The organism is Brevundimonas sp. CEF1, assembly GCF_051353055.1.
Lineage (GTDB): Bacteria > Pseudomonadota > Alphaproteobacteria > Caulobacterales > Caulobacteraceae > Brevundimonas.
This window is the reverse complement of sequence record NZ_CP195593.1, coordinates 2,622,025-2,645,444: the sequence shown is the minus strand read 5'-3', so window position 1 is coordinate 2,645,444 and position 23,420 is coordinate 2,622,025. Positions and strand designations below refer to the sequence as shown.

Annotated in this window: 14 protein-coding genes; 8 read left to right on the top strand and 6 right to left on the bottom strand. The window is 68.1% G+C overall.

What is annotated here, in order from left to right; genetic code table 11:
• Positions 1-79 precede the first annotated feature (79 nt).
• Positions 80-2,137 carry a glycoside hydrolase family 97 protein gene (locus ACR9FL_RS13430; RefSeq protein ID WP_436355926.1) on the bottom strand — a complete coding sequence of 686 codons (2,058 nt, stop codon included), beginning with the start codon at positions 2,135-2,137 and terminating at the stop codon, positions 80-82.
• 107 nt (positions 2,138-2,244) lie between these two features.
• Here ACR9FL_RS13430 and ACR9FL_RS13425 point away from each other — a divergent pair, with 107 nt between their 5' ends.
• A complete protein-coding gene (locus ACR9FL_RS13425) occupies positions 2,245-3,258 on the top strand; it encodes a LacI family DNA-binding transcriptional regulator (protein ID WP_296176341.1) in 1,014 nt (337 codons plus the stop codon).
• A 7-nt stretch (positions 3,259-3,265) separates the two neighbouring features.
• Here the strand turns inward: ACR9FL_RS13425 and ACR9FL_RS13420 are convergent, their stop codons facing one another.
• Positions 3,266-4,906, bottom strand: a complete 1,641-nt coding sequence (locus tag ACR9FL_RS13420; RefSeq protein ID WP_436355925.1) for an alpha-glucosidase — start codon at positions 4,904-4,906, stop codon at positions 3,266-3,268.
• Entirely contained in the window at positions 4,903-6,747 is a 1,845-nt protein-coding gene (locus ACR9FL_RS13415; protein ID WP_436355924.1) for an alpha-amylase family glycosyl hydrolase, read from the bottom strand. The genes ACR9FL_RS13420 and ACR9FL_RS13415 overlap by 4 nt, the downstream gene beginning before the upstream one ends.
• Before the next feature lie 270 nt (positions 6,748-7,017).
• On the opposite strand from ACR9FL_RS13415, the gene ACR9FL_RS13410 reads away from it, so the two are divergent.
• Positions 7,018-9,795 carry a TonB-dependent receptor gene (locus ACR9FL_RS13410; protein WP_436355923.1) on the top strand — a complete coding sequence of 926 codons (2,778 nt, stop codon included), beginning with the start codon at positions 7,018-7,020 and terminating at the stop codon, positions 9,793-9,795.
• Positions 9,796-9,964: 169 nt separating this feature from the next.
• The gene (locus tag ACR9FL_RS13405; protein WP_297933534.1) at positions 9,965-11,266 is read left to right on the top strand and encodes a sugar MFS transporter; all 1,302 of its coding nucleotides are present in this window, start codon (positions 9,965-9,967) and stop codon (positions 11,264-11,266) included.
• A 252-nt stretch (positions 11,267-11,518) separates the two neighbouring features.
• On the opposite strand, the gene ACR9FL_RS13400 is transcribed toward ACR9FL_RS13405, so the two are convergent.
• Positions 11,519-13,186 (bottom strand): MFS transporter, encoded by a 1,668-nt coding sequence (locus tag ACR9FL_RS13400; RefSeq protein ID WP_436355922.1) that lies wholly within the window; start codon positions 13,184-13,186, stop codon positions 11,519-11,521.
• A 222-nt stretch (positions 13,187-13,408) separates the two neighbouring features.
• On the opposite strand from ACR9FL_RS13400, the gene trhO reads away from it, so the two are divergent.
• Together trhO and ACR9FL_RS13390 are read left to right on the top strand one after the other, a co-directional pair.
• Positions 13,409-14,359: an oxygen-dependent tRNA uridine(34) hydroxylase TrhO gene (gene trhO / locus ACR9FL_RS13395; protein ID WP_436355921.1), complete on the top strand. Its 951-nt coding sequence runs from the start codon at positions 13,409-13,411 to the stop codon at positions 14,357-14,359.
• Between the two features lie 226 nt (positions 14,360-14,585).
• A complete protein-coding gene (locus ACR9FL_RS13390) occupies positions 14,586-16,205 on the top strand; it encodes an acyl-CoA dehydrogenase family protein (protein WP_436355920.1) in 1,620 nt (539 codons plus the stop codon).
• Between the two features lie 43 nt (positions 16,206-16,248).
• On the opposite strand, the gene ACR9FL_RS13385 is transcribed toward ACR9FL_RS13390, so the two are convergent.
• Entirely contained in the window at positions 16,249-16,821 is a 573-nt protein-coding gene (locus tag ACR9FL_RS13385) for an OmpA family protein (RefSeq protein ID WP_436355919.1), read from the bottom strand.
• A 384-nt stretch (positions 16,822-17,205) separates the two neighbouring features.
• On the opposite strand from ACR9FL_RS13385, the gene ACR9FL_RS13380 reads away from it, so the two are divergent.
• Positions 17,206-18,027 carry a hypothetical protein gene (locus ACR9FL_RS13380; protein WP_436355918.1) on the top strand — a complete coding sequence of 274 codons (822 nt, stop codon included), beginning with the start codon at positions 17,206-17,208 and terminating at the stop codon, positions 18,025-18,027.
• A gap of 1 nt (position 18,028) precedes the next feature.
• Here the strand turns inward: ACR9FL_RS13380 and ACR9FL_RS13375 are convergent, their stop codons facing one another.
• Positions 18,029-18,802, bottom strand: coding sequence for a prepilin peptidase (locus tag ACR9FL_RS13375; protein WP_297935004.1), 774 nt, complete (start codon positions 18,800-18,802; stop codon positions 18,029-18,031).
• Between the two features lie 301 nt (positions 18,803-19,103).
• Here ACR9FL_RS13375 and ACR9FL_RS13370 point away from each other — a divergent pair, with 301 nt between their 5' ends.
• The gene (locus tag ACR9FL_RS13370; RefSeq protein ID WP_436355917.1) at positions 19,104-20,594 is read left to right on the top strand and encodes a hypothetical protein; all 1,491 of its coding nucleotides are present in this window, start codon (positions 19,104-19,106) and stop codon (positions 20,592-20,594) included.
• 99 nt (positions 20,595-20,693) lie between these two features.
• Complete coding sequence (locus ACR9FL_RS13365; RefSeq protein WP_436355916.1) at positions 20,694-23,351, top strand: TonB-dependent receptor domain-containing protein; 2,658 nt, start codon at positions 20,694-20,696, stop codon at positions 23,349-23,351.
• The last annotated feature ends 69 nt before the right edge of the window (positions 23,352-23,420 follow it).

Here is a 23,420-nt window from a genome sequence, read left to right as displayed (position 1 = left end):
GCGTCACGTTTCTGGATCCTCGGGACAAGCCCGAGGATGACGGCGTGGGGGAGGACGGCATGGGAGAGGGCGGGGCGCATCAGCGTTTGCGGCCCAGCGGCACGAAGCGGATGGCCTGACCGCCGCCGGGGGCCAGGTTCAGCGTCAGGGTATCAGCCGAGGTCACCTCGCGCTGCTCGATGACGATGTCCTCGCGCTGGCCGCGATAGTCGGCGTTCGGCCCGTCGCGATAGATTTCCGCGCGATAGCGGCGACCGGCGTCGAGGAAGGCCAGGGGCGCCGACAGGCTGCGCGGATGCTCGTCCGACACGGCGCCCAGGGCCCAGACGTCGGAATGGCGATCCTTGCGGGCGATGACGACGAAGTCGCCGATCTCGCCGTCCAGAACCTTCGTCTCGGCCCAGTCGACCGGCACGTCCTTGATGAACTGGAAGGGCGCCGGATTGGCCTCGTAGTTCACCAGCAGGTCCGCCGCCATCTGGATCGGGCTGTAGATGACGACATAGAGGGCCAGTTGCTTGGCCCAGGTGGTCTGGATGCCGCCGGGGCTGCGCGTCTCCATGCCGAAGATGCCGGGCGTATAGTCCATCGGCCCGGCCAGCAGGCGGGTGAAGACCAGGTTGGCCTCATGCTCGGGCGGGTTGCCCGGCTGGCCCCAGGCGCTGAACTCCATGCCCCGCGCGCCTTCGCGGCTGATCATGTTGGGATAGGTGCGGCGCAGGCCCGTGTCCTTGAACGGCTCGTGGGCGTTGACCGCGACCTGATGCTTCGCCGCCGTCTCGACGACGCGCATATGGTGCTGGGCCATGGGCTGGCTCTCGTGCCAGGCCATGACGGCGCGGCCGTCAGGCCCGGCCACCCGCGCCCCGCCCGCGTCGGCGACATAGCCGGTCTTCACCGAATGCATGCCGAGGCGCTGATAGAGGGCGAAGCCGGCCTCCATCTGCGGCTCATAGTGGAAGGCGTTGCCGCCCGTCTCGTGGTGACCGATCAGTTGCACGCCCTTGGCGCGGCCGTGCGCCGTCACCCGCTCGATGTCGAAGTCGGGATAGGATTCGGTGAAGCTGAAGTCCGAGCCGTTGGCGAACCAGTCGCCGTCCCAGCCCTTGTTCCAGCCCTCGACCAGCACCCCGCCGAAGCCGTGCTCGGCGGCGAAGTCGATGTGCTTGATGGCGTTTTCGGTGGTGGCGCCGTGCTTGGGCCCCGAACCCCAGGACTTGAGTTCGAGATGCATCTCCCACCAGACGCCGAGGTATTTCATCGGCTTGAACCAGCTGACGTCGCCCAGCTTGTTGGGCTCGTTCAGGTTCAGGATCAGGCTGGATTCGACCAGACCGGCGGCGCTGTCGCTGATCTGCAGGGTGCGCCACGGGGTATGGAAGGGCGCCTCGCGCACCACGGCGGCGTTGGTCAGGCCGGGCGTCAGCTGGGCGCGGAACTTCAAGCCTTCGGCGCGGCGCAGGTTCATGCCGGCGTAGTCGATCAGGGCCGCCTCGTGAATCGAGACGTGCAGGCCTGAGTCCCCGCGCACCGTCATCGGCGTCTGGGCGCTGCCGACCGCGTCGATGCGGGTGCGGTTGTAGAGGTATTCCTCGCGGTTCCACTCCCAGGCCGGAATCCACCAGGCCTCGCCGTCCTCGGACAGGTTGAACTCGGTCAGTTCGGCGCCGATGCGGACGGTCTTCAGCCCGTCCTGCTCGGGGAATTCGTAGCGGAAGCCCAGGCCGTCGTCATAGAGGCGGCAGACCACGTCGAAGCGACGACGCAGGCCCGCCTTCTCGGTGAAGGACACCCGCCATTCGTTGTAATGGTTGCGCACATAGCGGCGCTCGCCCCAGGGCTGCTCCCAGGTCTCGTCGACCGTGACGGGGGCGCCCGCCGTCAGCGTCATGTTGCGCTCCAGCATGGGCGCGTCGGTCAGCAGGAAGCCCAGCCAGGAGGTGTCGACCACCTTGCGGCCCAGACGGCTGACCGAATAGGTCGGGCGCCCGTCGTTGTCGGTGGCCATCTCGATCGTCAGCACCCCGCCCGGCGACGAGGCGCGCACGGCGTTGGACGTCGTCTGCGCCACGGCAGGCGCGCCGAAGGCCAGGGCGGAGACGGTTCCGAGGGCGAGGAATGACCGGCGTTTCAACATTATCACGTCCTGTTACGAAGGCTCTTGCCAGACGCCGTTTGACGGGCGCATGAAAGAGCAAGATTTGCAGCAAATTTTGCAGCGACTGATTCCGGAGCCCGCGACCCTTGAGCCGCAAGTCCACGCGACTGGAAGACCTGGCCCAGCTGGCGGGCGTCTCGATCTCCACGGCGTCGCGCGCCCTGAACGACCATCCGGCGGTCAATGACCGCACCAAGCAGCTGATCTGGAAGCTGGCGCGCGAGCACGACTATCCGTTCCGCCGCTACATGCCCGCCGGTCCCATCGGCGCCGAGGCGACCATCGCCCTGGTGGTGCCGCGTCCGCAGGGGCGCGAGGGGCGTCTCAGCGACCCCTTCTTCCTGGAACTTCTGGCCGGGGTGGGCGAGGCGGCGCGCGAGCGCGGCTGCGACCTGATCATGAGCCATCTGGCTCCGGCGACCTATGAGGACGTGGCCGCCGCCATGACCACCAGCCGCGCCGACGGCGTCATCTTCCTGGGCCAGAGCACGCTTCACGCCGCTTTCAACCGTCTGGTCGAGACCGAGGCGCGCTTCGTCGTCTGGGGCGCCGAATTGCCCGATCAGCTCTATTGCTCGATCGGGTCGGACAACATCAACGGCGGGCGTCGGGCGACCCTGCATCTGGCCCGACTGGGCCGTAAACGCATCGTCTTCCTGGGCGACCTTGATCCGCCCGAGGCCATGCAGCGCCATCGCGGCTATCTGGACGCCCTGGCCAGCGCGGGCCTGCCGGTCGATCCGGCCCTGATCGTCGACGCCCATTTCGAGGTCGAGTCGGCCGAGGCCTCGGTCGAGTCCCTGTTGCGGCGCGGCGTGGACTTCGACGGCGTGGTCTGCGCCAGCGACCAGATCGCCCTGGGCGCCGTGCGCGCCCTGGTCCACGCGGGCCGCAGCGTGCCGGGCGACGTCTCGGTCATCGGCTTCGATAACGTGCCCTTCAGCCGCTATTCCAGCCCGGCGCTCAGCACCATCGCCCAGGACACGATGAAGGCCGGCCGTCTGATGGTGTCCAAGTTGCTGGACCACGGCGGCGACGCCGCCGGCCGCTCGGAGCGCGTGCCCACGGACCTGATCGTGCGCGAGAGCTGCGGCGGCTGATTGCACCTCAGCCCGCCTCTTTGCGCAGCAGGACGCCGCCCAGCGGCGGCAGGACGCCGGCCTCCGTCAGGTTGACACTGTCGATGACGGCGTAGCCTGCGGGCGCGGTCCATTCTTGCGCCTCATGCCCCAGGTTGAAGGCCGCCAGCAGGGCCTCGCCGCCGCCTTCGCGGGTGAAGGTCAGCACGGGCGCGGTGGACAGCACCTTCATCTCGCCGACGCGCAGGGCGGGGCAGGCCCGGCGCAGGGCCAGGATGCGACGCGTGGCGTTCAGCATGGACTTGGGGTCGGCGTTCTGGGCGTCCACCGCCAGGGCGGGGTGGCGCGCGTCCACCGGCAGCCAGGGCTCGACGGTCGAGAAACCGGCGAAGGCGGCGTCGGCCGTCCACGGCATCGGCGTGCGGGCGCCGTCGCGGCCCAGGGTCTGCGGCCAGTTGGCGATGGCCTCGGGATCGACCAGTCGCTCGAACGGCACCTGTCCTTGAGGCAGGCCCAGCTCCTCGCCGTAATAGACGAAGACATTGCCGCGCAGGGAGACCAGCAGCAGCATCAGCATCTGGGCCAGCTGGCGCTCGTTCCGGCCCTCGGCCCAGCGCGAGATGGCGCGCGGCGCGTCGTGGTTGGAGAAGGTCCAGGACGGCCAGCCCTCGCCCTGAGCCCCCGGCCACATGGCGGCGCCGGTCTTCACCAGATCGGCCAGCATCCGCTCGGCGTAGAGGTAGAGGAAGCCGTAGGCGCTGTGCAGATGACGGTCGTCGGCGGTGTATTCCTTCATCTCGCGGTCGGCGTGGTCGCCGCCGACCTCGGCCACGGTGAAGCGCCCGTCGCCATAGCTGTCGGTCAGCGCCCGCACCCGCTCCAGGAAGGGGGCGATGTCGGGGTGGGACTGGTTGTAGATCTTGTCCTGGAAGTCGAACGGCCGCGTCCGCTTGCCGCCCGCCGGGAAGGCCGGATTGTCCTTCAGTGACGGGTCGTTGATCATGAAGTTGATGGCGTCCAGGCGGAAGCCGTCCACCCCGCGATCCAGCCAGAACTTCCCGGCGGCCAGCAGGGCGTCCTGCACCGCCGGATTGCGGCCGTTCAGCTGCGGCTGCTCGGGCAGGAAGTTGTGCTGGTAATACTGGCCGCGCCGCGCGTCCCAGGTCCAGCCGGGGCCGCCGAAGACGGACTGCCAGTTGTTGGGCGGCGAACCGTCGGCCTTGGCGTCGGCCCAGACATACCAGTCGGCGTAAGGGTTGGTGCGGTCCTGGCGGCTGGCCTTGAACCATTCATGCTGGTCCGAAGTGTGCGACCAGACCTGATCGACGATGACCTTCAGCCCCAGGCCGTGGGCCTTTTCCACCAGCCGATCAAAGTCGCCCAGGGTCCCGAACACCGGATCGACGTCGCAATAGTCGGCGACGTCGTAGCCGAAGTCCTTCATCGGCGAGGTGTAGAAGGGCGAAATCCACACCGCGTCCACGCCTAGCGAGGCCACGTGATCCAGGTGGGCCGTGATGCCGTTCAGATCGCCGACCCCGTCGCCGTTGCTGTCGGCGAAGCTGCGCGGATAGACCTGATAGACCACGGCGCCGCGCCACCATTCCTGATGGGCTTGACCGGATTCCGGCGTGGGGGCGGGGACGACGGGGAGGGTCGCTAGGGTCACTGGGCGGGGCCTTCGGAAACGCAGATCATGTAGTCGAGCGGCGGCACGCTTACGCGGACCACGCCCGGCGCGGCGGAAGCTGTGGGGCAGGACCCGCGCGCAGCGGTCCAGCGGGTCGAGGCGGGATCGACCACGATGTTGGCGCTCAGCGGCTCGGTCCCGGTGTTGAACACCACCAGGGTCTCACCCGTCTGGCCGGGCAGGGCGCGGGTGATGGCGAACAGGCCGGGGGCCTCGGCGGCGGCGCGCACCGTCTGTTTGCCGCGACGCAGGGCCGGGTCGGCGGCGCGCAGCCGGGCCATTTCGCTGATGGCGCGATAGAGCGGGGCCTGCCGGTCATAGGGATCGCGCAGGCCGCCGATGCGCTGCTCGGTGCGATAGGTCTCGACCTGGCCGTCCCACATGTCCTGGCGTCCGCCGCCATAGCCGCCGCCGCCCGCGAAGCCCTGTTCATCGCCGTAGTAGAGGGTGGGCACGCCGCGACTGAACATCATCAGGGCGTGGGCCAGTGTGGTGCGGGCCAGCAGTTCGGCGTCCGACGCCTGAGGGTGGGCCTTCAGCACGAAGCCGCCGATGCGGCCCATGTCGTGATTGCCCAGGAAGGTCGGTAACTGCAGCGCGGCCTCGGCCCCGCCTTCATAGAGGGCGTCGGCGGCGAACATCTTGGCCAGGGCGTCCGGGGCCTTGGCGCCATTGGCGACGTCGGTGGCGACCGACTGGAAGGCGAAGTCGAGCACGGCGGGCAGTCTGTCCACCCGCGTATGTCGCGCCAATTCCGCCGGATCGTGGTCATAGACCTCGCCGAAGATGTGGAAGTTGGGAATGCCGCGCGCCCTGGCCCGCTCCATCATGGCCGGGACGAAGGCCTGCCAGAACTCGGGGTTCACATGCTTGGCGGTGTCGATGCGGAAGCCGTCGATCCCATAGTCGTCGATCCAGTCGCCGAAGATCTCGATCATGCCCTGAACCACGCGCGGATTCTCGGTGAACAGGTCGTCCAGGCCGGCGAAGTCGCCGTGGGTCGAGCTCTCGCCCCGGAAGGTCGAGTCGCCCCGGTTGTGATAGAGCAGGGGATCGTTCAGCCAGGCCGGGACCTTCACCGTCTCCTCGCCCGCTGGGATATAGGGGGTGTAGGCCCAGGTCGGATCGGTCAGTTTGGCGAAGTCCGACGCATCCCCGTCGCCGCGGAAGCCGTCGTTGATCGCCGCGCCCTCCACTCCGCCGCGACGGGTGTAGGGATAGTCGGCGACGGGGCGATAGGCGCAGTCATTGGCCGGGCATTCGCGATATTGGATCACATCGGCCGTATGGTTGGTGACGATGTCCAGATAGACCTTCATGCCGCGCGCATGGGCCGCCGCGACCAGGGCCTTCATCGTCTCCGGCTCGCCGAAATGCGGGTCGGGGCGGGTGAAGTCGGTGATCCAGTAGCCGTGGAAGCCCGCCATCGGTCGGCCGACGGTCGGTTGCACCGGCTTGTTCTTGAAGACGGGGGCCAGCCAGATGGCCGTGGCGCCCAGGCCCTGCAGATAGTCCAGCTTCTGGATGACTCCAGCCAGATCGCCGCCGTGATAGAATTCGGGGCTGGACGGATCAAAGCCGCTGACCAGCCGATCGGGCGCATAGCCGCCGTGGTCGTTGCTCGCGTCGCCGTTGGCGAAACGGTCGGGCAGCAGGAAGTAGATGACCTCGTCCTGGGGCGGGCGCTGGCGCATGGCCTCGATGGTCGAGGCGGCCGAGGTCTGGGCCGACGTCTGGGCCGAGGCGGTTCCGGCAGCCAGCAGACTCAGACCGGCGGCGGCGGCGAGCAGACTCTTCCTGCGGCGTGGCGTCCTGGGCATGCGGCCCCTCCCTGTCCGTCTGTCCGATACGATGCCGGAAAGATCGATTTGCAAGTTTTTGCAGCGACGGACGGGCCTGTCAACCGCGCCGTTTTTGCCTTGTTTTCCAAGGGCGCCCCCATGCTGCGGCGCAATATCGGGCGGATTTGCGGGATTTCTGGGCGAACATGCTCCGGCCTCAAATATTACCGGCTTGCAAGGTTGTCATAGATTTGCATAAGTTTGCGTCAGATCGCTTCATCAGAGAGCGACACTCATGGGAGGATGACGATGGCTTCTGGCTTCACCCGGCGTGCGCGCCTCATGACCGGCGGCGCCTTGGGCGTCGTCATGACCCTGGCTCTCGCGGGCGGCGCTCAGGCGCAGACGACCTCGCAGGACGAGCAGGCGACCCAGGTCGACGAGATCGTCGTCACCGGCATCCGCCGCTCGATCGAGGCCTCGATCTCGGCCAAGGCCCGCAATACCTCGATCGTCGAAGTCATCTCGGCCGAAGACATCGGCAAGCTGCCCGACGTCTCGATCGCTGAATCCCTGGCGCGCCTGCCTGGCGTGACCATGCAGCGCCTCGACGGCCGCAGCCAGCAGATCTCCATTCGCGGCCTCGGCCCGGACTTCACCACCGCCCTGCTGAACGGGCGCGAGATGGTGACGACCGGCGACAACCGCGGCGTTGAATTCGACCAGTTCCCCTCGGAGCTGATGTCCAGCGTCATCGTCTACAAGACGCCCGACGCCGCCCTGACCGGTCAGGGCCTGGCCGGCACGGTGGACATGAAGACCGTGCGTCCGCTGGACTACGGCCGCCGCGCCATCGTGGCCAATGCGCGCTATGAGTGGAACGACATTGGCGCGCTGAACTCGGGCACCACCGACCACGGCAGCCGCTACACCCTCAGCTACATCGACCAGTTCGCGGACGACACCATCGGCATCGCCCTGGGCTACGCCCACATGTCGTCGCCCTATCAGTCGGAACGCTTCAACGCCTGGGGTTATCCGACCTACAGCGACGGCAACCTGCTGACCGGCGGGGTCAAGCCCTACGTCATGTCGTCGGAGCTGGAGCGCGACGGCTATATGGGCGTGCTGGAATGGCGTCCGAACGACCGCTTCCACTCGACGATCGACGCCTTCTATTCCGAGTTCAAGAACACCCAGGTCCTGCGCGGCATCGAGTTCCCGCTGGCCTGGGGCGGATCGTCGGGCGCCTGCCCCGGTTCGCTCGCCGACTGCCGTCCCGGCCCGTCGCTGCGCCCCGGCTACACCGTCGAGGACGGCATGATCGTCGCCGGCACCTGGGACAACATCAAGGGCGTTGTCCGCAACGACCTGAACAAGCGCGACAGCAACATCACGGCCCTGGGCTGGAACACCGAGTTTGTCGCCAACGACAACTGGTCGTTCAACCTGGATCTCAACTACTCCAAGGTCGAGCGCAACGACATCATCCTGGAGACCAACGCCGGCACCGGCCGCAACGTCGCCGGCGCCCTGGACACCCTGGGCTTCGAGCTGACCGGCGACGGCGTGACCCGCTTCACCAGCCAGTTGGACTATTCCGATCCGAACCTGATCAAGATCACCAGCCCGCAGGGCTGGGGCGGCGACGTCATTCCGGGCGGTCAGGCCGGCTACATGAACACCCCGTCCATCGAGGACGAGATCAAGGCGGTTCGCTTCGTCACCACCCGCCAACTGCACCAGAGCCCGTTCAGCTCGATCGACTTCGGCGTCAACTACTCCGAACGTGAGAAGTCCTTCGTCAACGACCAGTACTACCTGGCCGTGCCGGGCGGCGGCGATCTGGCCATCCCGACCCAGTTCCTGATGGACCCGACCGACCTGGGCTATCTCGGCATCTCCAAGGTCATCAGCTATGACGCGCTGGGCGTGATCAACAGCGGCGCCCTGGCCAAGGTGCGCAACCCCAACGCCGACGTCGCCGCCGGCAACTGGGAAGTGTCGGAAAAGGTCACCACGACCTTCATCCGCGCCAATATCGACCACAACCTGTTCGGCAAGCCGCTGACCGGCAACGTGGGCGTCCAGGCCGTCTATACCGACCAGTCGTCGAACGGCTTCTCGGCCAGCCAGCTGGCGCCCGGCGTGTCCCAGACCCTGGCGGTCTCGGGCGGCGTCGACTACCTCGAGATCCTGCCCAGCGCCAACTTCATCGTCGAGGCCGGCGACGACTTCTTCGTCCGCTTCGCGGCGGCCCGCACCCTGGCCCGTCCGCGTATGGACGACATGCGCGCCTCGCGGAACTACAGCTACAACCCGGCCTTGGCCCAGTCCGGCGACATCAACCGTTCGCCCTGGTCGGGCGGCGGCGGCAACCCGGAACTGCGTCCCTTCATCGCCGACGTGGCCGACATCTCGATCGAGAAGTATTTCGCCAACCGTCGGGGCTATGTCTCGCTGGCGGCCTACTACAAGAACCTCGAGAGCTACGTTTACAACCACAACCAGATCTTTGACTTCACCGGCTATCCGATTGGCGTCGGCAACCCCGAGCCGGTCCTGCGTGAAGGCCTGATCGGCGCGCCGGACAACGGCGACGGCGGTTGGATCAAGGGGGCGGAGTTCGCGGTTTCGGCCCCGTTCGACATCTTCCATCCGATGCTGGAAGGCTTCGGCGGTCAGTTCAGCGCCTCGTGGACCGACAGCGAGATCCAGCCCGATCCGACCCAGGCCCCGACCACCCTGCCGGGCCTGTCGGAGACGGTGGTCAACACCACGGTCTATTACGAGAAGTACGGCTTCCAGGCCCGCCTCTCGCACCGCTATCGTTCGGACTTCCTGGGCGAGGTCGCCGGCTTCGGCAACGGCCGCACCCTGCGTTCGGTCGCGGCGGAAAGCATCATCGACGCCCAGATCGGCTACGAGTTCCAGTCGGGTCCGGCCGAGGGGCTGTCGATCCTGGCCCAGGTCAACAACCTGACCGACGAGCCGTTCAAGACCTTCGAGAACGGCGACGAACGCCGCACCATCGACTTCCAGAAGTACGGCCGCACCTTCCTGGTCGGCGTCAACTACCGCTTCTGATTCCCTCTCTCTTCTGAGCCGACTGGGGGCCGTGTCTTTCGAGGCCGGCCCCCTCTTTTTTGTCTCAGCCCGACCTTGGGCGCGGTTCCGGCTCTGGACGCCGCGCCGTCTTGCCTAGACAGTTCTTGTATATCGCGGCGCCGTCGTCGCGGTCCTTCGGGGAGCGACCATGAGCCAACCGCAAAACGGGACGGGGGGAGCCGTGCGCGGCACGGGCCTCGCCTTCGCCTATGTCACCAGCCTCTTCTTCGCCTGGGGCTTCGCCACCTCGCTGATCGATCCGCTGATCGCGGCGGTGCGGCGGGTGTTCGATCTCAGCTACACCGAGTCCTTCCTGACCACCTTCGCCTGGTTCATCGCCTATGGCGTGGCCTCGCTGCCGGCGGCGGCGGTGCTGACGCGCCTGGGCTACAGTAGGTCCATCATCGCCGCCCTGCTGACCATGGTGCTGGGCTGCCTGATCGTGCCGGTGGCCACCATCATCGACTTCTATCCCGGCATCCTGCTGGCCCTGTTCGTCATCGCCTCGGGCGTGACCCTGCTGCAGGTCGCGGCCAATCCCCTGGTGGCCGAGCTGGGCACCAAGAAGAGTTCGCACTTCCGCCTGGTCTTCTCCCAGGCCTTCAACTCCCTGGGGGCCACGGTCGGGCCGTGGCTGGGCGCGCACGTCCTGCTCACCGGCGGGGTCTTCGCCGCCGGGGCGGTCGTCACCGTGGCCACGCGCGGCGAGTCCCTGCGCAGCATCGACATCGCCTTCCTGGGCATGGGCGCCTTCTTCGCCCTGATCGCCGCCTTCATCTTCTCGGCGAGGAAACAGATCAACGCCGCCGCCCCGGCCCATGACGCGGCCGAGCCGGTCGGCGCCGCCGCCATCCTGTCGGCGCTGAAGTCGCGCTGGGCCCTGTTCGGCGCCCTGGCCATCTTCATCTACGTCGGCTCCGAAGTGGCCATCGGCAACATGCTGACCAACTTCCTGTCCGGTCCCGACATCCTGAACATCCCGGTGCATGAGGCGGGCAAGATGGTCGCCCTCTACTGGGGCGGGGCCATGGTCGGCCGCTTCATCGGCTCCTGGCTGCTGACCCGCATCCACGCCGGCGTCCTACTCAGCATCTGCACCGTGGTCGCGGCCTCGCTGTGCCTGCTGGTGACCCAGACCGGCGGCGTCACGGCGGCCTATGCAGCCCTGGCCGTCGGCTTCTTCAACTCCATCATGTTCCCCAGCATCTTCACCCTGACTCTGGAGCGGTCCTCGGCGCCCGCCGCCGCGACCTCGGGCCTGCTGGTCTTCGGCATCATCGGCGGGGCCCTGCTGCCCCTGCTGGCGGCCCAGGTGGCCGACCGCTCGGGCGACATCCACCTGGGCTTCTTTGTGCCGGTGGCGGGCTATCTGCTGCTGACCGTCTTCGCCATCGCCTGCGCACGCACCAAGGGTCGCGACAGCGAAGGCCCGGTCGCCTCGCCGCACTGACGGCGCATCGCCAAACGGCAAAAGGCCGCGTCCGATCGCTCGGGCGCGGCCTTTTTCATGTCTGAGCCAAGGCTGATGAAGCCCTCCCCCTCGAGGGGGGAGGGTTGGGTGGGGGTGGGGCAGGCCGAGTCCTGTAGGCTGCAGGAGACGCAGACCGCCTCATACGCTCCATTGGCCATGTCGCGCTCACACCCCCATCCCCGACCCTTCCCCCCTCGAGGGGGAAGGGAGAGGATCGGCGTGAAGCTCGCCCTACGACGACCGCGTCGGATCGGTCAGCGGCTCGCCGTAGTGGCGGTCGCCGTGCAGGTTGGCGGCCAGGGGCGCGGTCGTGCGCTCGATTAGGCGATGCACCACCGGCTTGTCCGGTCCCTGATGCAGGGCGTAGATGCGCTGCGATATGTCAGCGTCGGCCTGGGTGATGCGCTGGTTGTGGCGCACATAGTCCAGCCAGGTCGCGGTCTGGTATTTCTCGACCCAGACGTCCGGCTCGGCCAGGTCGCGCATCAGGTGCCACTGACGCGCCCCGTCGCGGCGGCGCACGCGGCGGCGCTCGTCCATGACGGCCAGGAAGGCGTCGATGTCTTCCTCGCGGATGCGATAGGCGATGGTGACCACCACCGGCCCGCTGCGCGGCTCGATGGGCAGTTGCGTCTGCGGCTCGGTCCAGCGCCGCAGCAGGTCCATGTTCAGATTGGCGGTCGAGGGCAGGGGCACCCTCAGGCCGATCAGGACGCACAGGACCAGCACCCCCGCCGACAGGCCCAGCGCCGTGTCCAGGCCTTGCGACTGAGCCAGCGAGCCCCACAGCCAGCTGCCGCCCGCCATGCCGCCGAAGGCCGCCATCTGATAGAGGGCCAGGGCTCGCGCCACGACCCAGCGCGGCACCGACATCTGTACCGTGACGTTGAAGCTGGACAGGGTCAGGACCCAGCCCGCGCCTGCGACCATCAGGGCCGGCAGGGTCAGGGTCAGCCAGGGGCTGAAGCCGACCACGGCGGCCGCGACGGCGAAGCCCAGGGTGGAGGCGCGCACCACGGTCTCGGTCTCATACTTCGCCCGCAGCCGACCGACGAACAGGGCGCCGCCCACCGCGCCTATGCCGAAGGCGCCCAGCAACAGACCAAAGGCCAGAGGCCCGCCGCCGCCCTCGCGCGCCACCAGGGGCATCAGGGCCTGAACCGCGCTGGCCCCGACGCCGAAGACTACGGCGCGCAGCAGGACCGCCGTCACGCGCGGCGACAGGAAGGCGTAGCGCAGGCCTCCCGCCATGGCCGCCAACAGACCCTCGCGCGGCAGGGTCTGCTTGGGTCGCTCGGGCTTCCAGCGGAACAGGACGACCAGCAGGCCCAGATAGCTGACGGCGTTGACCGCAAAGGCCGCCGCCGCGCCGGCCGCCGCCACGATCATCCCGCCGATGGCCGGGCCGACGCTGCGCGCCAGGTTGAAGCCCATGGAGTTCAGGGTCACGGCCCCGGCCAGATCCTCACGCGGGACCATGTCGCCCACCGACGCCTGCCAGGCCGGGCCGTTGAAGGCCGTGCCGCAGCCGATCAGGAAGGTGAAGCAAAGCAGGACCCAGGGCGTGATCAGCCCCAGATAGGTCATGACCGCCAGCCCGGCCGAGACCAGCAGCATGAAGCTCTGGGCCGCCAGCATGATCTTGCGCCGGTCCACCGTGTCGGCCAGGGCGCCCGCCGCCAGCGACAGCAGCATGATGGGCAGGGTGACCGAGGCCTGGACCAGGGCCACCATCTGGGCCGAGGCGATGGAGGACATCATCCAGGCGGCGCCGACCGACTGGATCAGGCCGCCGAAGTTCGTCACCAGGCTGGTGATCCAGACGGCGCGGAAGACCGGATGGTTCAGCGGGGCCAGGGCGCCGGAGTGCGCGCGCGGCGCGGTCTCGGGGGCGGTCATGAGGCGGACCGGCTGGAACGGAACATCAGGATGGCGGCGCCCGATCGGTGACTGCGGAACGAGCCCCTACTGCACCCCTTTGGCGACGGCTTGGCAAGGCGAGGCGGCGACTTTCGCCCGCTTCATCATGACTTCGCCGAAAAGGGCGGCGATGACGCGTCGGGTCTCAGCCCCTATAGAGGCCGCTTCTCCATTTCGCCTTCCGTCCGGACCGTCGCCCTGATGTCTGCCACCGCCTCGCCCGTCTGCGTCGCCGCCCTCTATCGCTTTGCGCCTATCAAGGATCGCGAAGCGGTGCAGGCGCGCCTGCTGGATCTGTGCGGGGATGAAGTGCGTGGCACGCTTCTGGTGGCGCACGAGGGGATCAACGGCACCATCGCCGGGCCGGACGCGGCCGTCGCCCGCGTCGTGGACGGGGTGCGCGCCATGCCCGGTTTCGACCGGCTGGAGCTGAAATACTCGACCGCCGAGGTCATGCCGTTTCACCGCATGAAGGTGCGGCTGAAGGCCGAGATCGTCACCATGGGCGTGACCGACATCGATCCGGTCGAGGGCGTCGGCGCCTATGTCTCGCCCCAGGACTGGAACGCCCTGATCGCCGATCCCGACACTATCATTATCGACACCCGCAACGACTATGAGGTCGAGGTCGGGACTTTTGCGGGCGCCATCCAGCCCAATACGCGGACCTTTCGCGAGTTTCCCGACTGGTTCCGCACCGAGGGCCGCGCCCTGCTGGACCGGCCCAATCCGCCCAGGGTCGCCATGTTCTGCACCGGCGGCATCCGCTGCGAAAAGGCCACCGCCTTCCTCAAGAATGAGGGCGTCGAGCAGGTCTTCCACCTGGAAGGCGGCATCCTGAAATACCTCGAGACCATCCCCGAGCCGGAAAGCCTGTGGCGCGGCGACTGTTTCGTTTTCGACGAGCGGGTCGCGGTCGGGCATGGCCTGAAGGAGGGCGACCACAGCCTGTGCCGCGGCTGCCGCATGCCGGTCAGCCCCGAGGCGCGCCTGTCGCGCCTCTATGTCGAGGGCGTCTGCTGCGACCGCTGCCACGATACGCGCACGGACGAGCAGCGCGAGGGCTATGCCGAGCGACACAAGCAGATGGAGATCGCGGTACGGCTGGGGATCGAGCACGTCGGCGCGGCGCAGAAGCGGGCGGAATCTTAAACGCGTCTCCCTTCCCCCTCGAGGGGGGAAGGGCCGGGGATGGGGGTGTGAGCGCGATCTTGCCGATGGAGAACATGAGGCGCGTCCGCGTCTCCTGTGAACGACGGGAAGCGACCTGCCTCCACCCCCACCCAACCCTCCCCCCTCGAGGGGGAGGGCTTCTGATTTGAGGGCGTTCGTCGCTAGACTGTGTTTAGGTGCGGGTCTGTGAGAACGGAGCCCGCCCATGTCGTCCTTCCGTCCTGTCGACCATCTCGACACCCATGAGGTGACGAACCAGCCGCCGCCGCTGGAGGACGTCAACCTGTTCACTGGCGACCGGGCCTTGCTCGACGCCGTGCGGCGCGCAGGCGGAGACCAGCACGAAGCCCGGCTGACAGCGCTGGGCGCCCGCTGCGGCTCGGCGGAGGTCATCGACTGGGGCGTGCAGGCCAACCGCGTCCCGCCGGTTCTGGACACCCACGACCGCTATGGCCGCCGCGTCGACGAGGTGACCTTCCATCCGGCCTATCACCAGCTGATGGCGCTCGGACTGGAGGCGGGGCTGGCCTCCGCCGCCTGGGACGGGACGGCCAATGGCCATGTCCTGCACGCCGCCATCCTGTTCCTGACGGGGCAGGCGGATTCCGGGACCAGCTGTCCCATGACCATGACCTACGCCTCGGTCCCGGCCCTCGCGGTCGAACCCGGCGTCGGCGCGCCGTGGATCGAGAAGATCAGGGGCGGGCGCTACGAGCCCGCCGTCCGGCCCGCGCCGGACAAGGCCGGCGTGACGCTGGGCATGGCCATGACCGAGAAGCAGGGCGGGTCCGACGTGCGCGCCAACGCCACCCGCGCCGAGGCGACGGGCGAGGCCGGCTGGTATCGGTTGACGGGGCACAAGTGGTTCTGTTCGGCGCCCATGTCCGACGCCTTCCTGACCCTGGCCCAGGCGCCGGGCGGCCTGACCTGCTTCCTCTTGCCGCGCTGGTTGCCGGACGGGACGCGCAACGCGGGCTTCCGCGTCATGCGGCTGAAGGACAAGATGGGCGACCGCTCCAACGCCTCGTCCGAGGTCGAGTATCACGGCGCCCTGGCCCAGCGGCTGGGCGAGGAGGGACGGGGCGTCGCCACCATCATCCGCATGGTCCAGCATACGCGGCTGGACTGCGTGATCGGCTCGGCCCAGCAGATGCGCGGCGCCTTGGCGCAAGCCGTCTGGCACGCCCGGCACCGCACCGCCTTCCAGAAGCGCCTGGTCGATCAGCCGATGATGGCCGCCGTCCTGACCGATCTGGCGGTCGAGAGCGAGGCGGCGACGGCCCTGTCCATGCATCTGGCCGGGACCTTTGATCGCGACGACCCGGTCGGGCGGCTGCTGACGCCGATCGCCAAATACCAGGTCTGCAAGCGGGCGCCGGGAATGATCTATGAGGCCATGGAGAGCCTGGGCGGCGCCGGCTATGTCGAGACCGGGCCCATGCCGCGCCTGTTCCGCCAGTCGCCGCTGAACGCCATCTGGGAGGGCTCGGGCAATGTCATTGCGCTCGACGTCCTGCGCGCGGTCGGGCGCGAGCCGGAGGCGGTGGAGGCCCTGCGCGGATTCCTGGAGGCGGCGCGCGGCCGCGATGATGTCTATGATGGCTGGCTGGACGGTCTGGACTTCGCCCCGTCGTCGGAAGGCGCGGCGCGTCTGGCGATCGAGCGGCTGGCTCTGGCGGCGCAGGCGGCGGTGCTGCTGATGAACGAAAGCCCCGTCGCCGGGGCCTTTTGTCGTCTGCGTCTGGAACCGCGCGGAGCCGCCTATGGCGCCTTCGACGCCGAGGTCGATACGCGGGCGATCCTGGATCGGGCCTCGCCCGCCTGAAGACAACAGGCGGCGGCTCGCACGGGCGAACCGCCGCCGCCGGTTAGCTGAGGACGACGATCGCCACGCGGCGATTCTGCGCCCGGCCCTCGCGGGTGTTGTTCGGCGCGACCGGCTTGGTCTCGCCATAGGAGATGGTGGCCATGCGGTTCAGGGCGATGCCCTGGTCGCTGAGGTAGCGGCGCACGGCTTCGGCGCGCGACTGGCCCAGATGCTCATTGGCGCGGGTGTCGCCCGACGAGTCGGTGTGGCCCTGGATTTCCAGATAGACGTTGCGGTTTTCGGCCCTCAGGCGCTGAACCAGTTCGGCCAGACGCTGTTCGGCTTCCGGCGACAGGGCGTCGCGGTTGACCGGGAACTTCACCGAGTCGTCCGACAGGACCACTTCATACAGGAACTTGCCTTCGGCCAGCTTGTGCGCGGCGTTGGCGCGCTGCAGGGCTTCGCCGGCGGTGCCTTCAACCTGGGTCAGATGATTATCCACCTGGGTGACGCGCTCGTCGACCACGGCGACATTGTCACGCACGAAACGATGGCTTGCACACCCGCTTGCGGTCAGTCCCACCAGCACCACCACTGCACTGGCCGCGACCGCCTTAGATGTCAGTTTGATCAAGTTGAATCTCCTTCGTGCCGGTGCGCTACTCCGGGATTGCGCGTTGCTGCACCCGCAGATGCAGGGAACGGCGCTGCAAAGACGCGCAACGAGGGACATGGTTTCAGCTTAACCATAGAAAAACTTTAGAAATCGATGGTTTTGCAAAGTTTGGCATATTCATGGCGCGGCGCCATGATGCTGACGCGGATGGCGGGTTACCAAAGAACGCCTCACTGTCCTGAGGTCGCGCGCCGGGATGTTTATATTGGTCATTTTATTCTTCATTGCGGCGAAGCTTGCGGAGCCGACTGCTTGAGCGGCCTAAGAACAGACGACTCCTCTCCAGTTGCGTCCCAGATTTCATGGCAGGGTCGGCGCAAGGCGCGGCGGCGCGCTCTGACCGTGGCGGCCAGCATCGGGGCGCACCTGCTGGTTCTGGCGGCCATCCTCCTGGCTCCGACCAAGACCCCGGTCTTTCCGCCCGAATATGAAGCCATCGAGGTGACGCTGGTCGATCCGCCCGTCCCGCCGCCCGCGCCCGCGCCGGCGCCCGAGGAAGGCGGGGGCGGATCGCCCGCGCCGGCCCCGACGCCGGCCCCCGCGCCCGCGCCGACGCCGACCCCGGTCAAGGCTCCGGCCAAGGCCCAGCGCGCCGCGCCGACGCGGCCCTCGCCCCGGCCCAGCCGTCCGGCGCCGCGCGCGCCGACGGTGGAGCCCGTGCCCATCACCGCGCCGGAGCCCAGCATTTCCTATGTCTTCCTGGGCGACGCCGCCCTGGCGGGGGCCATGACGGCGGGCGGCGGGGCCGGCGCCGGCGCGGGTTCAGGCACGGGCAGCGGAACCGGCGACGGCAGCGGCTCGGGCAGCGGCGGGGGCTCGGGCTCCGGCGCCGGCGGGTCGTGCGACATGGTGCGGCGTCTGCAGAACGCCCTGCGCGACGCGCCCGGCGTCCGCGCCGCTCTGACCGAGGCCTATCGCACCTCGGGCGCCAACGGCCGGGCCATCCTGGTCTGGAACGGCGACTGGGTGCTGAGCCCCGGCCAGGAGGGCAAGGGGTTGGCGGGCGTGCGTCAGGCCGTGGCGGTCACGGTGGGCTTCACCCCGCGCGCCTGCAAGACCGAGGTGGTGCGCGGCTATGTCCTGCTGACGCTGGGCGACGGTCCGGGGGCGCCCCGCCTGGCCCTGGGCACGGGTCAGTGGCGCTGGGGCGATCTGTTGCGGTGATCTAGGCCAGTCCGAGCGGGCCGTAGAGCCAGGTCAGCCAGATGCCGATGGACAGGAAGACCCCGAATGGCAGGCGGTCGGTCGCCGACACGCGCCGCCGCACGATCAGCATGGCCAGCACGACGCTGAGCCCAGCGGCCGAGGCCCACAGAAGGACGCTGGGCAAACCTGTCCAGCCGACCCAGGCCCCGCCCGCGCCCAGCAGGAAGGGGTCGCCGCCGCCCAGGCCCTCGCGCCCGCGCACGAGTCTGTAGAGACGCGCCAGCAGCCATAGCCCGCCAAAGCCGACCGCCGCGCCGATCAGCGGCTGGATCAGGGCCGAGGGGAGGGCCAAGGCCAGGCCGGCCGGATGCAGGACGACCGCCGCGATCAGGCCGCTGACGAACAGGGGCAGGGTCAACTGGTCGGGCAGCCAGAAATGCTCGGCGTCGACCAGGGCGATGATCAGCAGGTTCCACCCCAGGACCCCGGTCATCAAGGCGGTGGCGAAGTCGGCGGAATGCAGGCCGGCCCAGACGCCGATCAGCCCAGACCCCAGCTCGATCAGCGGATAGCGGACGGGGATGACCGAGCCGCAGTCGGAACAGCGTCCGCGCGACAGGGCCCAACTGACGACCGGGATCATGCGCCAGGGCTTCAGCGTCCGACCGCAGCCGCCGCAGCGCGAGCGGCCGAAGACCACGTCCTCGTCGCGCGGCAGGCGCAGACTCACCAGGCCCAGGAAGCTGCCGACGATCAGGCCGACGCCCCCCAGGAAGGCGGCATGGATCAACATGGGTCGCCTCCCCGGCGCGTGGTTCCATCCTGCACTAGCGGGCGCGGGCGCTTAGGGGGAGGGGCAATCGATCCGCGCGTCCCGACGAATTGTGAAATCCCCGCCGTATCGGGACGGCTTTTCACGCAAGCGGCGCCACAGCTTCATGGAAGGGCGCCGGAACTGTCGTGGTTCGGCGGCGGCCATGTCACATCCGGCTTCTAGGGGAGGGACCGGGCAGGCGGGCGCCGATCATCCAACTTCGGACAATCCGTCCGAACGTCCTCCTGCATGTCTTATTGGCTCAGACACGGTGCAGACGATGACCGCTCTCAAGACGAAAACCCTGCTAGCGGTCGCCGCCAGCGCCCTGGCCCTGGCCGCCTGCGGCGGCGACGGCACCTCTGAACTGCAGAACCCCGGCGACACCGGCTCTAACCCCGGCACCGGCGGCGGCGGCAACAACGGCGGCGGCGGCACCGGCGGCTCGAACGGCGCCTGCCCGACCCACCCGACCGTGACCAAGGTCACCGTCGGCACCGAGGAGCACTGCCGCATCTCGGGCGAGATCACCACCAACCTGACCCTGACGGCGGGCCCGGCCTATCAGCTGAACGGCACGGTCAAGGTCGGCAAGGACGTCGGCTTCGACGGCCAGAAGGCCGGCGGCGTCACCGCCGTCCTGTCGATCGATCCGGGCGTCAAGATCTACGCCGGCACCCGCACCTCGCAGCTGGCCATCCAGCGCGGCTCGCGCATCAACGCCCAGGGCACCGCTGCTCAGCCCATCATCCTGACCAGCGCCGACGCGCTCGGCTACGCCACGACCCTGGGTCTGGCCAACGCCCGTTCGCCGCTGGGCGCCGGCGTCCGCGACGACCCCTATTCGGGCGAGTGGGGCGGCCTGTCGCTGCTGGGCCGCGGCGTGATCAACAACTGCCCGGCGGCGCCGGCCGTCTGTGAAGCCGAAGCCGAAGGCGGCTCGGGCCTCTACGGCGGCAATGTGCCGAACGACACCTCGGGCACGCTGCGTTACGTCCGCGTCGAATACGCCGGCGTGCGCTTCACCGAGACCAACGAACTGAACGCCATCGCCTTCTGGGGCGTCGGTTCGGGTTCGACCGTCGACTATATCCAGGCTCACAACGGCGGCGACGACACGGTCGAGTTCTTCGGCGGTTCGGTCAACGCCAAGCACCTGGTGCTGACGGGCGCCGACGACGACAGCCTGGACTGGACCTTCGGCTGGAACGGCAAGGTCCAGCATGTGGTCATCGCCCAGAACCCGCTGCAGGCCGCTGGCGACGCCGGCTATGAGGCCGACAACAACGAGCTCGGCTTCGACATCCTGCCGCGTTCGGCCCCGACCATCTCGAACGTGACCCTGGTGGGCAACACCTCGGGCGGCGCCGGCATGCGTCTGCGCCGCGGCACGGCCGGCAAGTTCTACAACCACGTGGTGTCGGGCGCCTTCGTGCGCGGCCTGCGCATCGACGACGCCGCCACCTACGCCCAGGCGGACGCCGGCAATCTGTCGCTGCGCTCCTTCTACATCTCGGTCGCGACGCCCTTCCACAGCTCCCAGGCCCAGGCCGTCTTCACCAAGGACGCCAACAACCGCACCGGAACCTCGACCCTGTCGTCCTACGTCTCGGGCGGTCGGGCCTACATCAACGGCGTCAATGAGAACGCCGGGGTGTCGGTCGATCCGCGCACGGTCGACGCCTTCTTCGACGCCGCCCCCTACGTCGGCGCGGTCCGTGACTCGGCCTCCAACTGGACGCTGAACTGGACCCGCTGGCTGAACGACTAAGGGTCGTTTCGATCCTTGAGCGGCGGGCGGCTGATCAGCCGCCCGCCGTCTCGCCCTTTCCTCCTTCTCTCCGGCGCTCGCACCGAAGGACTTCTTGAGATGACGCCTACCCGCACGATCGGCCTCGCCGGCCTGCTCGCCAGCACTGTCCTGACCGCTCCCGCCCTGGCCCCGACGCGGGCGTGGGCCCAGGACGCCGCGCCTTCGGCTCCGGCGCCGCAAGACCCCGAGGCCGTCTCGACGGTCGAGGACATCGTGGTGCGCGGCCGCTTCGTGCCGGACGTCAAGCGCGAGACCTCGGCGGTCGCCAACATCCTGACCGAGGAAGACATCAAGCGCTCGGGCGACTCGGAGATCGGCGAGGCCCTGGCCCGCGTCACCGGCCTGTCCATCGTCGGCGACGGCTATGTCTATGTGCGCGGCCTCGGCGATCGCTATTCCAGCATCATCCTGGACGGTTCGACCCTGCCCAGTCCCGAGCCGCTGAAGCGGGTCGTGCCGCTGGACCTGTTCCCGACCTCGCTGGTGTCCAACGCCCAGATCCAGAAGACCTATTCGGCCCAGTATCCGGGCGAGTTCGGCGGCGGTCTGATCGCCCTGTCGACGCGCGCCATCCCCAATGAGCGTTTCGTCTCCTTCGGCGCCTCGATCAGCGCCGAGACGGAATCGACCGGCAAGGAAGGCCTGTATTGGGACGCCGGCGGCAAGCTGTCGAACATCGGCATCGCCGACAACAGTCTGAACCTGCCCAACTTCATCAAGATCGACCCCTCGCTGAAGTCCTTCGCCAACAACCCGACCATGCTGCAGGCGGCGGGCCGCTCGCTGCGCAACATCTGGTCGATCGACGGCGACAAGAACCTGCCGGACTTCGGCTTCAACCTGTCGGGCGCCGAGATCATCGACCTGTCCAACGGCATGCGCCTGGGCGGCTTCGTCGCGGTGGACTACGACTATCAGGTCCGCAACCGCGAGGGCGTGCGCAACTCCTTCGAGGTCAACGGCGGCGTCAACGACCAGATCAGCCCCGAGGCCTGCGACAGCGCCGGCGGCCTGTCGAACGCTGTGGGCTGCGGCTTCCAGCGCACGGAACAGGAATACGCCCTCAACGCTCTGGGCGCCTTCGGCATCGAGTTCAACGAGAACCATGAGCTGAAGCTGACCACGCTTCTGCTGCGCAAGACGCGTCAGCAGGCCCTGATCGAGCGCGGCCTGTTCTCGGCCGACCCCGGCCTGATCCGCAGCTTCCAGCGTCTGAACTGGATCGAGCAGCAGATGAACTCGAACCAGTTGTCGGGTCGTCACGTCTTCATGCTGCCGATGGCGCTGGACCGGCTGCAGGTCGACTGGCGCGCGGCCTATTCGACCGCCTCGCGCGACACCCCCTATCGTCGCGAATACTCCTATCGTCTGGAGCCGGACAACGTCTTCCGCATGACGCCGGGGTCGGATTCCAACCGCACCTTCTTCAGCGCCCTGGAGGACGAGAACACCGAGTTCGGTCTCGACTTCACCCTGAACGGCCTGATCGCCGACCGCGAGATCACCCTGAAGGCCGGCGGCCTGCATCAGGAGCGCGAGCGTGACTTCGCCAGCCGCCGCTACTCCTTCCAGCCGGCGGCGGGCGTCATCATCTCGCCCGAACTGCGCAGCTTCGTGCCGGAAATCATCTTCAGCCCCGACAACATCGGCGGTAATGCGGGTTACACCCTGCGCGACATCACCGATCCGTCGGACTTCTTCGACGCGACGATGGAGATCAACGCGGCCTATGTTTCGGCCGAGGTCGAGGTCATCAAGGACCTGCGCGTCACCGCCGGCGTCCGCTATGAGGACTCCGAGCAGCAGGTGAACAGCTTCATCCCGCTGGGCGAGACCGGCGCGGGCGATCCCATTAACGCCAACTTGGCCCAGGACTTCTGGCTGCCCACGGCGACGGCGACCTGGGAGTTCGCCGACAACATGCAACTGCGCTTCGGCTATTCGAAGACGATCAACCGTCCCGACCTGCGCGAACTGTCCAACGCCCTGTTCCTGGACGACGACTCCAACACCCTGGAGCGCGGCAATCCGAACCTGAAGATCGCCGAGATCCAGAACTACGACCTGCGCTGGGAATGGTATTTCGGCCAGCGCCAGTCGGCGACCATCGGCCTGTTCTACAAGGCCTTCGACAACCCGATCGAGCGCACCTATCAGCCGATCGGCGAGGGCTTCGGCCGTTCGTTCCAGAACGCCCAGGAAGCCACGCTGAAGGGCGTCGAGGCCGAGATCGACTACACCCTGCCGATGGACGTCTGGGCTCCGAACCTGACCTGGTTCCAGAACAACGAGGTCTTCGTCGTGGCCAACGTCACCTGGTCGGACTCGGAAGTGAAGGACGCCGCCTACACCCGCGCCCTGCAGGGGCAGTCGGAATGGCTGGGCAATCTGCAGCTTGGGTTCGAGAACACCACGGCCCGTCGCCGCGCCACCCTGCTGGTCAACTATCAGGGCGAGCGGATTTCGGACGCCGGCATCATCACCGGCACGACCCGTCTGCCGGACGTGATCGAGACCCCGCCGATCATGCTGGACCTGGTCGCCAGCCAGACCTTCACCGTCGGCGGCCGCGACTATGACGTCGGCGCCAAGGTCGAGAACATCCTGGGCGAGGAATACGAGCGCAGCCAGTCCTTCGCCAACGGCGGCAAGGGCGTGGTCGAGGGCTACAAGCTGGGCACAACCTTCTCGCTCAGCCTGTCCACGAGCTTCTGATCCGCATACGGCGGCGTTGTCACGACAACGTCTCAAGGCCGTCATCGTCACGTGAGGCTTCGACCCCGG